Annotated in this window: 11 protein-coding genes; 5 read left to right on the top strand and 6 right to left on the bottom strand. The window is 67.7% G+C overall.

Annotated features, from left to right (window positions below; genetic code table 11):
- Positions 1-117: 117 nt before the first annotated feature.
- A complete protein-coding gene (gene mntR / locus Pla123a_RS04785) occupies positions 118-528 on the bottom strand; it encodes a manganese-binding transcriptional regulator MntR (RefSeq protein ID WP_146584429.1) in 411 nt (136 codons plus the stop codon).
- A gap of 133 nt (positions 529-661) precedes the next feature.
- Between mntR and Pla123a_RS04780 the strand changes: the two genes are divergently transcribed.
- Together Pla123a_RS04780 and Pla123a_RS04775 are read left to right on the top strand one after the other, a co-directional pair.
- On the top strand, positions 662-1,753 hold the full coding sequence (locus tag Pla123a_RS04780) for a DUF1559 domain-containing protein (protein ID WP_146584427.1): 1,092 nt from the start codon (positions 662-664) through the stop codon (positions 1,751-1,753).
- Positions 1,740-2,045, top strand: coding sequence for a hypothetical protein (locus Pla123a_RS04775; RefSeq protein WP_146584425.1), 306 nt, complete (start codon positions 1,740-1,742; stop codon positions 2,043-2,045). The genes Pla123a_RS04780 and Pla123a_RS04775 overlap by 14 nt, the downstream gene beginning before the upstream one ends.
- A 43-nt stretch (positions 2,046-2,088) precedes the next feature.
- Here the strand turns inward: Pla123a_RS04775 and Pla123a_RS04770 are convergent, their stop codons facing one another.
- On the bottom strand, positions 2,089-4,017 hold the full coding sequence (locus Pla123a_RS04770; RefSeq protein WP_197527681.1) for a pyrroloquinoline quinone-dependent dehydrogenase: 1,929 nt from the start codon (positions 4,015-4,017) through the stop codon (positions 2,089-2,091).
- A gap of 741 nt (positions 4,018-4,758) precedes the next feature.
- Between Pla123a_RS04770 and Pla123a_RS04765 the strand changes: the two genes are divergently transcribed.
- From Pla123a_RS04765 to Pla123a_RS04755, 3 genes are all read left to right on the top strand, one after another.
- Positions 4,759-6,345 carry a glycosyl hydrolase gene (locus Pla123a_RS04765; RefSeq protein ID WP_146584424.1) on the top strand — a complete coding sequence of 529 codons (1,587 nt, stop codon included), beginning with the start codon at positions 4,759-4,761 and terminating at the stop codon, positions 6,343-6,345.
- Between the two features lie 158 nt (positions 6,346-6,503).
- On the top strand, positions 6,504-7,901 hold the full coding sequence (locus tag Pla123a_RS04760) for an ArsB/NhaD family transporter (protein WP_231956325.1): 1,398 nt from the start codon (positions 6,504-6,506) through the stop codon (positions 7,899-7,901).
- Between the two features lie 79 nt (positions 7,902-7,980).
- A complete protein-coding gene (locus Pla123a_RS04755) occupies positions 7,981-8,910 on the top strand; it encodes a hypothetical protein (RefSeq protein ID WP_146584422.1) in 930 nt (309 codons plus the stop codon).
- Between the two features lie 163 nt (positions 8,911-9,073).
- On the opposite strand, the gene Pla123a_RS04750 is transcribed toward Pla123a_RS04755, so the two are convergent.
- From Pla123a_RS04750 to pgsW, 4 genes are all read right to left on the bottom strand, one after another.
- Positions 9,074-10,927 (bottom strand): carboxypeptidase-like regulatory domain-containing protein, encoded by a 1,854-nt coding sequence (locus tag Pla123a_RS04750; RefSeq protein WP_197527680.1) that lies wholly within the window; start codon positions 10,925-10,927, stop codon positions 9,074-9,076.
- Positions 10,928-11,065: 138 nt separating this feature from the next.
- Entirely contained in the window at positions 11,066-12,334 is a 1,269-nt protein-coding gene (locus Pla123a_RS04745; protein WP_146584418.1) for a DUF5722 domain-containing protein, read from the bottom strand.
- A 219-nt stretch (positions 12,335-12,553) separates the two neighbouring features.
- Positions 12,554-13,267, bottom strand: coding sequence for a hypothetical protein (locus Pla123a_RS04740; RefSeq protein ID WP_146584416.1), 714 nt, complete (start codon positions 13,265-13,267; stop codon positions 12,554-12,556).
- A gap of 668 nt (positions 13,268-13,935) precedes the next feature.
- Complete coding sequence (gene pgsW / locus Pla123a_RS04735) at positions 13,936-15,108, bottom strand: poly-gamma-glutamate system protein (protein ID WP_146584413.1); 1,173 nt, start codon at positions 15,106-15,108, stop codon at positions 13,936-13,938.
- Positions 15,109-15,118: the final 10 nt, after the last annotated feature.

The following is a 15,118-nucleotide window of genomic DNA, read 5'->3' as shown; positions in this document are numbered from 1 at the left end:
CTCCCCTGCGCGAGCGGGGGAGGGGCGCCTTGGTCGGCGGCCCTAGCTGGACGGCGCTAGGCGCTGCTTTTCGTTTGAAAGACCATTCCCTAGCGCCCAGCGCCCTCCAACCAGCGCCTACCCCAACTTCTTGATCACCGCCCGCATCCGGCGGAGCGTCTCGTCGCTGACGTGGTGCTCGATCCCCTCGGCGTCGACCTGGGCGGTCGCGTCGGACACGCCGATCGCACGCAAGAACTCGAGCACTGTCTCGTGCCGGCGGCGTGACTTGGCCGCCAGCCGCCTGCCAGCCGGGGTTAGCCCCAGCGGTCCGTAGGGCTCGGCCTCGACCAGGCCTGCGTCTCGGAGCCGTCCGACAGTCTTGCTGACGGTCACCGCGCTGACGCCAAAGTGCCGGACCAGGTCCGCGGCGCGGCACTGGGACTTCTGGTCGATCACGTCGGCAATCGCCTCGACGTAGTCCTCGGCGGTCTCGCTGGCGTGGTCGTTGCGGGTGCGGCGGTGGCGGCTGGCGGGGCGGTTGGGCATCGAAGAGCAGGTCTAGCGAGCGAATTCTCGGGCGGGGTGCGTTTCCAAACGCGTGCTTGACCCGCATTTTAGCACAAGCTAAAATCACCGCAAGTTTAGCACAGGCTAAAAACCACCCTGCCGCGATCCCGCCATGCCAACCACCCCCCGACCCCGCGCGTTCAAGGCCGTCCCCAGGGCCGCGTTCACCCTCGTGGAGCTGCTCGTGGTCATCGCCGTGGTCGGTGTCTTGATCGCCCTGCTGCTGCCCGCGGTGCAGGCCGCCCGCGAAGCGGCCCGGCGATCGCAGTGCGTCAACAACCTCAAGCAGATTGGCCTGGCCACACTCGGCCACGCCGACACGCACGCGCGTCTGCCGCCGGGGTACGCGTCCCGCTCGCTCCAGTCGCCCCCGCCCGCCACCCGCGACCCCAGCACGTGGGACGCGCCGCCCGGCTGGGGCTGGGCGGCCCACCTGCTGCCGCACCTCGAGGAAGCCGGACTCGCCGCTCAGATCGACCTCGCCGAACCACTCTGGGCGCCCGCCTACGAACAGGCCATCGCCGTCGAACCGCCGGTGTTCCAGTGCCCCTCGACTTCCGGCCCGCGGGACCCGTTCCCGCTTGTCGACGCGAGCGGCGGGCCGCTCACCGTCGCCGGCCGGCGGCCGCGGGTGGGGCGTTCGAACTACGTCGCGAGCCACGGCCAGGAGTCGTGCTGGGGCGAGTGCGGCGCGGCCTCGACCGGCGTCGTGTTCACCAATATCTACACCAGCGAAACCAAGACCATTGCCGTCAACGGCGACGCCTCGCGCGTGGCCGACGGGCCGTTCTACCGCGGCTCGCGGGTGCGGCTCAAAGAGGTCACCGACGGGCTCTCGAAGACCATCTTTTTCGGCGAGCACGCCTCGGCCCTGAGCGACAAGACCTGGGTCGGCGTCGTGCCCGGTGCGTTCACGCACCCGCGGTTCACCTCGCCGGAGAACAGCCCCGACGCGGCCGCCACGCTGGTGCTGGTGCACGCCGGACCGTCGGGCGGTGAGCTCGACATCACCGGCTCGCCGATTATCCACCCGATCAACTTCCCGACCTACCACGTCGGCCAGATGTTCGCCGAACACCCCGGCGGCGGCAACGTCGCGATGGGCGACGGCTCCGTCCGCTTCGTCGCCGACAGCGTCAACCTGATCACCTGGGCCGAGGCCTCGAGCATCAACGAAGAGGAAGTGAGCCTTGAACCGCTTTAAACACGCACTCGCTATCACGCTGCTCCTTTCGATCGGAGGTTGCGGCGGCTACGGAGAGGTGAGCCCCGTGGCCTACGACTACTCGATGGCGCTCTACTCGCTCGCCAACCGCCAGGATGGGGGCAAGCTCGACGCTGTGGCCGAACAGATCGACGCCTCGCACGCCGCCGGCGACCTGACCGACCGCGAGGCCGGCTGGCTGCACGACATCCTCGCCGACGCCGAGTCCGGCGACTGGCAGTCCGCGTCGGCTTCCGCGCGGCGGATGATGCAGGACCAGGTGAAGCGCTAGGCCCACGCAGCCAACCCAGCGCCGCCGGCCCGTCGACGATGCGTCACCGGCTCTCGAAACCTGGCGGCAACGCGAACGTATAAAAACGATCCCCCGCTCGCGTTGCTAGCTTGCCGGCGCCGCCGGCAGCGATCGTGACATACTGCCGCCCGTCGACCATGTACGTGCAGGGGGCAGCGTACCCGCCTGCTGCGAGCTGATGCTCCCACAGCACCGCTCCGGTCGACTTGTCGAACGCGCGGAACCGCTCGTCCTTGGTCCCCGCGATAAACACCAGTCCGCCCGCGGTCACCATACTGCCGCCGAACGACTCGGTGCCGGTGGGCGGCACGCCCCGCTGGGTGAGTTCGGGGTACTCGCCCAGCACCGTCCGCCACGCGATCTCCCCTAGGTTGAGGTCGATCGCCAGCAGCTCGCCCCAAGGGGGCGCCACCGCGGGGTAGCCCTCGTGGTCGCGGAACTGGATATACCCGTGGTGGTCGTAGCCGCCGTACCGCGTGTTGCTGGGGGAATCCGACTTGCGGAGCCTCATGATGTTCGGGCAGTTGGTCGCATTCACGTACAACAGGCCGGTCGAGGGGTCGAAGCTGGCGCCCGACCAGTTGGCGCCGCCGTGGAAGCCCGGCATGATCACCGCGCCGGCAAGGCTCGGCGGGCTGAACGCCCCGCCGCCGGTGAGCCCTTCAAGCTGCGAGAGCACGAAGAGACGGTTCTCGCGCCCAATGTTCGTGACATTCGACTCGTCGAGGAACTGGGCCGCGAACGGGGGCGGCTTCACCGGCACGGGCTGCGTGAGCCAGGCCTGTTCGCCCGGCACGGTTGACTGGGGCGCGGGCTGCTCGACGACCTCGAACAGCGGCTCGCCCGTCTCGCGGTTGAACAGGTACACAAACCCGGTCTTGGTGACCTGGGCGGCGGCGTCGATCTGCTGGCCGTTGTGGTTCACGGTCACCAGGTTGGGCGGCGTGGGCAGGTCGTGGTCGGCCAGGTCGTGGTGCACGGTCTGGAAGTGCCACACGCGCCGTCCCGTTTCGGCGTCGAGCGCGATGGTGCAGTTCGCAAACAGGTTCTCGCCCTTGCGGTCGCCGCCGTAGAAGTCGAACGCCGCGGAGCCGAGGCCCGCGAACACGAGCCCCCGCCGCGTGTCCACGATGAGCCCGCTCCACGCGTTCGCCCCGCCGCGGCCCTTCCACGAGTCGCCTTCCCAGGTGTCGTTGCCGAACTCTCCCTCGTGAGGCACCGTGTGGAAGCTCCAGAGCTGCTCACCAGTGCGCACGTCGAAGGCGCGGATGTCGCCGGGCGCCGAGACCCCCGGCCCCTCACCGCACGACACTCCCAGGATGACCGTGTCCCGCCAGATGGCCGGCGCGGAGGTCGGCCCGTAGCCCAGATTCGCTACCGCCGGCTCGAGCTCCGTTCGCAGGTCACGCACGCCACGCACGCCGAACGCGGGGTCGGGCCTGCCGGTGCGTGCGTCCAGCGAGATCAGCCGCCCGTCGGAGACGCCGTGCAGGATGCGACGCTCCCCGTCGGGCTTACCGTCCGACCAGTAGGCGACGCCCCGGTTCACGCCGCCCGAGGTGGGCGTGTGGATGTACGGGTCGAGCGACTTCTGGGGGCTCAGCGGGTCGAACTTCCACAGCTCTTCTCCCGTGGCCGCATCGAGCGCCACCACCTTGAGCTTGCCGGTCGTGAGGTACATCACGCCCTCGACCACGATCGGCGCGCACTCAATCGTGCGTCCGCCGCCGTCGGCCTCGAGTTCGCCGGTGCGGTACACCCACGCGGGCTCGAGCTGGGAGACGTTGCTCCGGTTGATCGCGGCCAGTTCCGAGTACCGCATCCCGCCGGGGTCGTTCCCCACCACCGGCCAATCGACCTGCGTGTCGGCTTCGGCGGCAAGCAGCGGCCGCGGGCAAGCAGAAAGCGTCAGTAGGAAGGCGAGCGAACCTATCAGCGAAGAACGCGGCATGAGAAGAGCCTGTGGCTTGAGTCACCGCCGCCGGCGGGAAACGTGAGTTCGGCTGCTGGCGGCGGTCCGATTGTACCCTGTCGCTAGACTGCCGGGGGCGATCGGCTGCCGCGCGGGTTTCGTCCACTGCTCGCCCCTCCGCGACGAGGGCAAACGGCGTCCTGACAGGCACTTCACGCTGCTATAGCAGTCTCCGTGCATCCTGGCTCCCACTCCGCGTATGGTCCGAATTATCGAGCGGAGGGGACAAAACCCCACTCAAGATCTTCCCCCTGCAAGCTCCGGCGGCAGCCGGAGGGGGGCCCCGCTCGCCAGGCCCGCCGCCGCTAGGCGCGCAGCAGCCGACGCAAGCTGGCGGCTTCTGACGGCAGCTGATGGCCTCACGAACAAGCGCTCCATGGTGTTCCTCTATTGGAACGCGCGGCGTGGCAGCTCGCTACAAAGAAATCAGGCAAGGGCGCCGATTGTGGCCGGTCTTCAACCACAACGGCACAACGGGCACGACGAACGCCACGCGCCACCCTCCGTACGTCGTGTTCTTCGTGCCGTCGTGGTTGTCACCTGACGGACATTCGGTGGCACGCCCCGATACGGCGTGGTGAGCTACCACCGGCGCAGCCACGCCCCAAGGGGCGTGCCACCTGCGGGCGGGGCGTCTACACTAGGCACAGAGAATTCTACCTGGCAGGGCGAATGCCTCGGTCTGCCGCAGCCACGCTCCGCCAACCCAGCGACTCACCCGTGTTCACCGAGACCGAAGGCAGCCGCAAGGCGATCGGCGACGTCGACGTCCTGTACCACGATGGCCTGTACCACCTGTTCCACCTGGTGCTGCCGAACCACGACTTCATCGCCCACGCCGTCAGCACCGACGCCATCAACTGGCGGCGGGTCAACAACGCGCTGTTCATCGGCGACCCCGGCTCGTGGGACGACCTCATGCTGTGGACGATGGCGGTCTCGCCGGATCCGCACCAGCCGGGCCGCTGGCGGATGTTCTACACCGGGCTGTCGCGGCGCGAGCAGGGCAACGTGCAGCGGATCGGCCTGGCCGTCAGCGACGACCTGTACCACTGGCAGAAGACGCCCGTCCACTGGCACGACGAACGCGGCCCCTACGACCCGCCGAAGGTGATGCATGCCCGCGCGATCGCCCGGCAGCAGCCGACCAGCTGCCGGCACTCGGAGTTGTCTGAGGAGAGCCCGTTCCCGCTGGAGGCCGACCCCGAGTACTACGAGGCCACGCTCGACACCGACCGCAATTGGGTCAGCTTCCGCGACCCGTACTACTACCGCGAGGGGGACCGCGGCTGGCTGATCATGGCCGCCAGAACCAACGAGGGCCCGCTCGTGCGGCGGGGCTGCGTCGGCGTCGTGGAAGAAACGGCCCCCGGCGAGTTCACCCCGCGCCCGCCGCTGCACCACCCCGGCCTGTACGACGACATCGAGGTCCCGAACCTGATCCGCGTCGGCGAGGAGTACTACCTGATCGGCAGCCTCCGCGAGGACGCCAAGATCCGCTACTGGCACACCGACAAGATCGGCAACCCCTGGCGGAGCTACCACGACAACGTGCTGCTGGCCCAGGGCAACTACGCCGGCCGCGTCTGCCAGGACGACCACGGCTGGCTGGTGTGGAACTTCTTTACGCTGGGCGGAGCCGACCGCACCTCGCACAATATCATGCCGCCCCCCAAACGCCTGCAGCAGACCCCCGGCGGGCTGCTCCGCACGTCGACGTTCGAGGGGCTCAACCAGTGGCTCGGCGACCCGGTCGCCACCCGCTGCGTCCGGCCGCTCCGCGGCGCGGCGTCCCACGAGCACTGCTCGGTCGACGGGTCCGAGCTCGAGCTCGCCTGCGAGGCCGGTTTCCAGGCGTTCGTGTTCGACACGCCGCTCTCGTCGGCGCGGCTGCGGGCGAAGATCGAGCTCGACGGGCTCGGCAAGTGCGGCGTGGTGTTCCGCGTCGACTCCGACACGTACGACGGCTACTACGTGTCGCTCGACCTCTTGAAGGGCCTCGCCCAGCTCCGCGCGTGGCAGACGGGCGAGCCCGGCAGCGGCGAGCACATGATGCAGTTCAGGGCCCTGCAGGGGGGCAACTGGCACAACGACACCCCCGGCTCGGCCGAGGTGCAGCTGATCGCTTTTGGCCACTACCTCGAGCTCTCGGTCGACGGCCGCGTGATCCTTACGCTCGCCGACCCGACCTTCACCAGTGGCTTGTTCGGCTTCTACCTCGAGTCCGCCAAGATGCGCCTGCACGACGTCGAGCTACGCCGCATGCACGAGCCGACGCAGTCGACGAATCACCTGGTAACCGGCTGAGCGGAGCGACGATAGGGACGCCCACGCCGCGGGCCTGTTCGCCGCAGGGCGCGTAGCGATTTGCCCGCGGGCGGCCGATCGTCGTAGAATGCCCGCCGAGGCGAGCGCGGCCGCGTGGGCGTGCAGAGAGCTCACGTCCCTGGTTCGAAAGAGGAGAAATGGATTTTTCCGACACGTTGCTGCTGGCGGCCGCCGCTTCCGAGCCGATCGAGCGCGCCCCGGCATGGGTGATGATCCTGTTTGCGCTCGGCATGCTGGCGACCTACGTGGGGGTCGCCGTCGACAGCTTCCACAAGACGGTCGCCGCGTTGCTGGGCGCCGTGGTGCTGGTCCCGCTCGCGCTGGCGCTCGGGGTGCTGCCCAGCTACGACGCCACCTACGAGATCCTCTCGCACGACCTGAACATCTTCGGGGTGATTATCGGCACCGGGATCCTGGTGGACGTCACCGGCCGCAGCGGCCTGTTCCACTTCCTCAGCATCCTGATGGTCAAGGCGACCGGCGGTCGCGCCTCGGCGCTGTACTTCGCCATCTGCGTGCTGACGTTCGTGTTTGTCGCGGTGCTGACCATCGTGCCCGCGATGCTGATCCTCAGCTCGCTGGTGCTGGTCATCTGCCGGAAGCTGGACTACCCGCCCAAGCCTTTCCTGCTTTCGGTCGCGATCTGCGCAAACAGCGGCGCGGTGGTGACCTTCGCCAGCGGGCTGCCGAACATCATGATCGGCACCCAGGCCGGCATCCCCTACGTCCAGTTCCTGATGGTGTCGGCGCCGTACGCGCTCGTCAGCTTCCTGATCGCGTTGGCGGTCCTGCGGTTCGCGTTCCGCGGGTCGCTGCCGTGGAAGCAGAGCGGGCCTGAACAGGCGAGCCTGAAGGACCGCATCGAGCAGTTCGACGCCTGGGCGTTGGTGGAGGACCGCCGGGTGCTGATCCGCAGCGCCGCGATCCTGACGCTCACCGTGGTGGGCTTCGCGCTCGCTCAGCCGCTGGGGGTCGGCATGGACTTCATCGCCATCGCGGGCGGCACGGCCGCGTTGCTCTTCGCCGGGAAGACCATCGAGGACTCCATCGCCAAGGTCAATTGGACCATCATCCTGTTCTTCCTGGGCCTGTTCCTGATCATCGGCTGCGTCAAGGAGACGGGGGCCCTCAATTGGCTGGCCGACCAGGTCGTGGCGTTGTCCAACGGCAGCACCGGCCTGCTGGTCGCGCTCCTGACGGTGTTCTCGGCCGTCGCGTCGGCGATCGTCGACAACATCCCCGTGGCGGCGACGCTCATCCCCGTAGTCGAACAGATCGGCGACGGCGGCGTCGCGGTCGAGCCGCTCTGGTGGGGCACCATCCTCGGGTGCAACCTCGGGGGCAACGGCACCCCGATTGGCTCGATCTCGTGCGTCATCGCCCTCTACACCCTTAAGAAGGAAGTGCACGAAACCGTGTCGTGGGGCGAGTTCATCCGGCTCGGCGGCACGATCCTGGTGCTGCAGATCGGCGGCGCCATCGCCTACCTGCTGGCCCTCTACTACGCGGGCTGGATACCCAGCCTGCCGGGGTAACCGCCGACTGGAACCGCGCGGCCCCGCCGTCATGCGGACTCACTACCACAACTGGATCAGAGCACGGGAGCACCCGCCAATGCCCGACCCAACCCAACGCCACGTCGACCATCAACTCAGCGACTCGATGGACCTGTTCGAGCGGGCCGACGTCGGCCCAACGACCGAGGTCCCGCAGCGGCGCCCGCAGAAGATCCTCATCGCGCCCGACGGCACGACTCAGGACCACGCCCTGACGCTGTTCGCCAAGCAGCTGCGCGACCGGCTGTCCTGCGAGGTCGGCTGCCTAACGGCGTTCGGCGGCTCCCCGGCAAGCCCGGACCAGACCGTCGAGTTGGGAGCGACTGCGGTCGCCGCCGACGCTTCGCTCGAGGAGGACTACGACCAGGTCCTCGCCGCCGCCCAGTCCTTCGGCGCCGACCTGCTGATGCTGCCGTGCCCCTTCCGGCGCGACTTCGAGGCGCTGGGCGAGGACAGCACGGGCACCGTCATGGAGGTGGTCACGGCCAGGTCCGAGATCCCCACCATCTTTCTCCGCCGCCCCGACGCCATCGGGCGGGACCCGTCGGACCACGTGCGGATCGTGCTGACGCGTGAGAACGCGGCGGCCGAAAAGACGGCGAGCTGGGCCGTCGGCCTGGTCCAGCCGCACGGCCGGCTCGAACTGCTGCTGATGGTCGAGAAGAGCACCTACGAGAACTTCCGCGAGATCATGAACTCGCTGCAGCCCGACGCCGAGTTCCACCCCGAGGACCTTGAGAGCGCGCTCGCCCGGACCTACGCCCCGCTGCACTCCGGCCTGCAGAAGGCTTCGCGAGAGCAAGGCTTTACCTACGAGCTGATCATCCGCTACGAGGCCGACGAGCAGCCGATCACGCCCGAACACCCACAGACCCACCCCGCCCTGATCGCGCTGGGCCTGGTGCGGCACGACCACGACTCGCGGAACGAGATCCACGACTTCGTCCGCCGGTCGCCGCACCCGGTGCTGGTGGTTCCGGTGGATTGAGCAGAGACGCGTGGCATGACCGCGGCAGGCGAGCAACACGACGCGCAGCGGCACGACGAACGTCCCGGCCGCGTATCCGTTTGATCCACTCGCCGCCCTCGTGAACCGCGGGCTGCGTGCTCGATTGCTGGAGGGGTCAGGAAACGCCGCTCCGCAAGAAGCGTTATTTGAAGCCGCCTCTGGAGAGGTCCCACTCTTGATCTTTAGCGACCACGATCTCTTGCGGCTCCCACTCACTGCCCATTGTCCCGTGGAGCGTAGAACCGGGCGTTCGAACCTCTAAGTCGTAGAAGTCGACGTTCAGGCCCGTGATCAAGTACCGCCCGTCGGGGCTGCCGATCGTGTGGTAGGTAATCTCGTAGTCTTCGTCGAGTTGTTGCTTTAGGCTCACCCGGCAGAATCGCGGCGCCTTGCCGTAGAGCGTTAGCGGCCCTTCCTTGAGATCGACGTCCAGCTCCCTGGCTTCCCCCGATTCGAGCGAGAGAACCCGTTTGTACTCGATGTGCGAGGAAGCGTCGCGTTCGACCTCAATCGTGAGTGTGTACTTACTCGAATCAAGGTGAGGGAGCACGAACTCGCCTTGCTCATCAGTCTCTACGCGGCTTGAGTACCCGTGATTGCCGTGTCGCCACAGACTCACCTCAGAGTTTGGCACGGGTTGCCCATTGCATCGGACGACCCCGCGAATCGAGGCGTTGGCCCGCGCCAGCGCCACCTTGGCTTCGCCGGCGTCATCCAGAACGGGACGTTGCTCTGCTTCGTAGTAGACCCTTCCAAAACCCTCCGCACGGACCGCAAGGCAGCCGGCCGTCGATCCCTCGCTGAACGTGAACCGGCCGTCGGCGGCGGTTGTCATGCGTTGCACGTGGTCAAGGCTCATGTACCCATCCGCGTACTTCTCGAACGTTGCCCATTCGAAATAGGGACTGGAGGGCGCGCCGCGATAGACCCCGAAGACTATCTCTGCCCCCTCGATCGGGCGCCCATCGGGGTCGACCACCATCCCCTTGTACGATTGAGACCGTTGCAGGCGGCAGACGAACCGCCGCTCGTCCGACGGGGCGGTTCCGACCGCGTGGTCGGGGTTCTCGTCGTCGCCCAGCAGCCCGGGCGCGTACCCCTCGGCGAAGACGTGCACCTCGTACTGGTGTTCTTCGATCAGCTCGTCGAGCACGAAGTTCCCGTGCGGGTCCTCGAAGGAGTGCAACCCCGCACGATGCCGGATCCCAAGCTTGAACCGCGGGATCGGCTGGTTCGTTTCGGCGTCGAGCACCACGCCGCGGACAACGCCCGGCGTGCTCTCCCTTGAGCCGAGCCACCTCCGCCGGATGACGATCCTCGCCTCTTCGCCACAAGTCACTGTCTGCAGCGTTGAGTAGGATGCCTTGCCCTGTCTGCAGAGCATGAACTTGCGTGGTTCCTCGCGATGAATGACTTTCTTCTCGGGCGTCATGCCGACCACCTTCGACTCAGTCGCCGGGAGGTCGACGATCTCGAAGCGTCCCTCTGCGTCGGTCGTCCCGACGTGCGGCGGTCCAGGAAAAGGATACGAGACCGATGGCATCGAGAAACTGCTGTAGAATCCCTCGGACACGCTCATAGCGAGGATCGCTATTCCCTCGAGCGGGGCGCCGTCTTCATCGACGACGGTTCCCCTAAGAACACCCCCCGGCTGCAGCGCGAAGTCTGCCTGCGAAGGATCCTCCGCGCGGCCCGGGATGAAATGGTCCCACCACCTCGGAGCGTTGCCAAGCGCCGAGACGCCCAGGCGGTACTCATGGCCGATCTTTCTCGACTCCAACCGGTAGCTTCCATCGGGCCCGGTGCGTGTAGTTTCATTGCCGCCGCCAAACAGGGTGTGGTAGTGCCCCCACTCAATCAGCGCGCCCTCGATGGGGGAGCCTTCTTCATCGGTGACGCGTCCGGCCACCACGCGTAGCGGGGCCTCTTCCGCGGAACAGACGGCCGCGATCAGCCCCAGGCAAACGAGCGACGGCCCCACGAACAAGCGATCCATCATCCGACCTCCTATTGACGCAGCTCTTCCTGTGGAACGAGAGCGGGATTCATCGTTCCGGTCATCCTCGCCACCGCTCCGCCCGACGCTAGTATCGGGCGCCAGATTGGATACGACAACGCTCGATCCAGCCGCCCGCTACCGCCCTGCCTCATCCCAGCTCTCGAGCCCCACAACCGGCAGCGCGAAGGCCGACGCAGCCTCCCACTCCGGTGTGCCGGCGGCGCGGAAGCAGTCGTAGATCTTCTTCTTCGGGTGCGAGTCGGCCGCGCCGGGCGTGCGGCGGCGGAGGCCCAGGTTCAGGCCGCCCTCGTGCGGGTGGTCGATGTGCCGGTGCAGGATGAAGGCGTCGACACCGGCGAGCCGGTCGACCTTGGCGTACGCGTAGCAGTAGGCGGCGGCCTGCAGCGTTTCACCTTCTTCGCCGGGCGGCGAGTGGAAGCCCTGCTCGCTGAGGATCACGCGGCGTGGCCGGCCGTCGTGGAGCAGTTCGGGCCGCTCGAGGTACGTGGTGAGCACCTCGAGATTCTTGAACGTGATCCGCGGGGTGTCGGGCGCGGCAGTGGCCGACTTGTCCTGCCAGAACCGCGGCTCGAACAGGTTCTCGGGGTACGGGTGGTAGGCGACGTGCCAGTCGAAGTCGCCGCCGGGCGCCTGCTTCACACACCGCGCAAACGCGTCGACGAAATCCTTGCCGGCCAGGCACTGGTCGGCGCCGCCCGCCGGGTAGGCGATGCCCCAGTGGTGGTCGAGCGACAGGTACACCCGTGGCCAGGCGGCGTGCCGCCGGACGGCGGTGTGGACCAGGCGGACGGCGTCGGCGTAGTCGGCGACCACTTGCTGCAGGCCGGCCCGGCCCTGGTTGTGCCAGTACCAGTGCGAGTTGACCTCGTTGCTGACAATGTAGCCGGCGACCTCTCCGGAGCTCTCCTCGCCGCCCGACCAGCGCTCGGCGAGCAGGTCGAGCGTGGCGGCCAGCCAGGCGCGGCCGTCGTCGGTGCGGAAGTTCCACGCGCCGAGGTGGTTCGGCGCGGTGGGGTCGTAGTCCGGGTGCAGCATGATCTGATTGACGCGTGGGTCGGGCTGCTCGTAGGTCAGCAGGATCACGTAGACCAGGGCGCCGCCGTCGTGGAGTTGGCGGATGGTCCCCTCGAGCGCGTGCAGGTAGTCGGTCCGCCACGCAAACGAGCGGCCGCCGTGCTCGCGCTGGAGGTAGCGGTCGCCGGCCCCGGGCGCCGCCGCCGGGGCGATCAGCCGCGACAGGTCGACATTGATCGCCGCGTGCCGGACGCCCAGCGCGATGGCGTCGTCGGCGAGCTCGACCTGCAGACCCTTCTTGCTGTCGACCTCGGGGAACTGGTCGCTGGCAGCAAGACCCGGGTCGGCCTGCGCTGCGGCGCTAACCAAACAACCGGAGGCAAGAATGCCCAACGCCCACCAACGCGGCCGCCATCGATTTGTCGTACGCAAGACGCATCCCCGCTGCTAGAACACGTGGTCCCGCCGCCCAACCGGACGGGGGCGCCCCCGCATGGTAGCCGATCGATATTACGGCCCGCCAACGAAAAGAGGCCGCAGCCCGGCGCCGGGCTGCGGCCTCGTGCAGGTTGGGTTGTCGCCCGCTGCTTAGGCGACGCGGCGGCGGCCGGTGGCAATCGCCGCAACCGCGCCCATCGCCAGCAGCGCGGTGGCCGGCTCGGGGACGGGCGGGCCGACGATCTCGCCGGCGGCAACCGGCAGCAGACCGAGGTAACCGCCCGTGCCGTCGACTTCGCCGTCGGTGCCGGCGCCAATGCCCGAGGCGACCGTCTTGCCGTGGATCACGATCTCACGGAAGCTCAGCGGCATCAGGTCGGCGGCCGTGTAGTCGGTCGAGGTGACCGGGCTGAAGAACAGCGAGTCGTCGCTCAGGTCGAACGTCTGGTCGTAGTCGATCACGCCGAGCGGGGCGGTCTCTGTGCCGAGCGGCAGAATAATATCGCCGTACGAGGCGACGCCCTCTAGCACCTCAATAAACCCATCGCCGTCGGTGTCTTGAGCGAGCGTCGGAACGGTGGCGTCGGACGGCGAACCGCTATCGAACGTGCCGTGGATGTGCATCATGTGGTCCATATCGGGTTCGAGGTTCAGCGCGCTGATCTCGACCCGCAGCGTGTTCAGGTCGGTGTCGTGCGTCAGCACGGCGTTGCCCGCGACGTTCGAGTCGTTCAGCTGGCTGAAGTCCACCGTGTAGTAGGTGAGATGGTTCGCCAGCGCTCCCCCAGCAGACAGCCCGACAGCGGCGGCGGCCGCCAGGGTGATTGCCTTCATGGCCAGTCGCGGAATCCAGTTGCTACGCATCGTCGTTCTCTCCAAAGACAATTGGTTCTTGACCGCCTAGCGACATTAGCAGGCGTGTGCACGAAGTCGCCGACGCTAGCGGGGCCCTGCGCGTCGAGCGGGCAACCTGCGTGGCTCACCACCGCCCGGACGGTGCGTCGACGCTCGGGTTGGTTCCGATGCGTGCCCCGGGAGGGGCCAGACGGACGAAGGCGACTTCGCAAGCAGATAAGAACAAGTCCCGCGCCAAAAGAAGAGTTTCGACTCAAGATTTGGCGAAAGAGTTTCCGAGGCGGGGGCAGCCTGCGGTCCGTCAGCGGATCTGGAAGTTGGAGCGTCAACCGGCGGCTGGCGAACGGGCCGCACCGACCCGGGCGTTCTCATCGGGTCGCGATTTAGTCATCGAAAAGAGCCACGGTGCGTGGTCCAATGAAGGGTTGCGCTGTTGTCGTGGGTTGGCTGCGATGCGGCGTCGGCACGGCTTCGACTGCCCGTTAGGTTTTGTCCCCTCCGCTCGTATTCGTGGGCAAAACGCCGAGGCGGTTGCAGCTGCGGCGGACGGCGCAAGGCGTTTACCTGATTGGTCTTAGAGTCGCCCCGCCGGGCACGGGCCAGTCTTGGCCGGGGCGCGTGGAAGGACAAAACCCCATGGGGCCTTGCGGCGCGAACGGCTTGGGGTCGCTCGCAGGCTACACCATCGGCTCGGGCGGGCCGGCCGCCTTGCGGGACGCGCCGCCGCGGAGCAGACGGAAGCCGATATCGGTGCGGATGAAGCCCCACAATGCCGCAACGATCGAGGCCAGCGACGCCGCGACAATCGGCTTACTGTATTCAATGCCCTCGAAGATGCCGGCCTCGCCGGGGGTGCGGAGCTGCTTGAACTCGTCGCCCTGTTCGTTCGGCTCCTCGAGGGACTCGAGCAGGCCGAAGCGGGCGGCCAGGTTGACGATGTTCACCAGGTGGATGCAGGGGACGCCCTCCATTGCCAGCTGGGGCATGACGCCCGGGATCCGCTCGGCGCGGGGCGGGGCGACCAGGTTGAGGCCGGGGTTGAACAGGTCCTTGCCGATGTGCGTGCCGACGCTGGTCGCGCCGCCGCCAACGTTGATGTAGACCTTGATCGGCCGCCCGGCGAGCGCCTCGCGGTAGATCTCGCGGCGTTTCTTGACGTGCTCCTCCAGGGTCTTGCCCTCAATGAACTTTAGGCCGTTGCGATCGACTCCCTCGCGGACCGCCTCCATCCCTTCACGGGTAGCGGGGCCCTCGTCCTCCATGCCGCCGGGCGACACCGCCAGCGAACGGGAGTGGATGATCTCCTTCTCGTTGAGGATCCGCTCCATGTCGATCCACATCAGGTGCGGCACGTTGGCGCCCCACTCGCTGGCCGACGCGCTCGAGATGATCAGCGGCTCCAGGCCGAGGGTCTCGCACGCGACGATCGAGCAGGTGTTGAGGGCCGGGAACGAGCCCGACAGGCCGAGCGCGACGACGTCACCCTCTTTGGCGCCGGCCTCCTTGAGCAGCTCGACGATCACGGCGGCGAAGTTCGGGTTCACCGAGACCTGCTTGGCCGGCAGCACGCCGTGCACGCTGGTGATCACCGAGTTGGGCAGGCCGATGACGCCGGTGTCGAGCGGGTCGTGCTCGGAGTCGATCGGCGGGCCGGCCTCGATGCGGGCCTCCTTGATGACGTCGAACGCCTTCTGCGCAGTCTGGGCGGCGGCGAGCTTCACGTCGCCGTACGGCCGCTCCTGGACCGATTTGGTGAACTCCGAAACGACCAGGCTCGCGACCGCAAGCATCGCGATCAACAGCAACGCCGTGCGGGAGACGGTGCGGGGACGCCAGTAGACTTTTTTCATGACGATTCAG

The sequence above is a fragment of the Posidoniimonas polymericola genome (assembly GCF_007859935.1).
In the GTDB taxonomy this organism is placed as follows: Bacteria; Planctomycetota; Planctomycetia; order Pirellulales; family Lacipirellulaceae; genus Posidoniimonas; species Posidoniimonas polymericola.
Note: the sequence above shows the minus strand (reverse complement) of the source record. Positions and strands in the feature narration are given on the sequence as shown.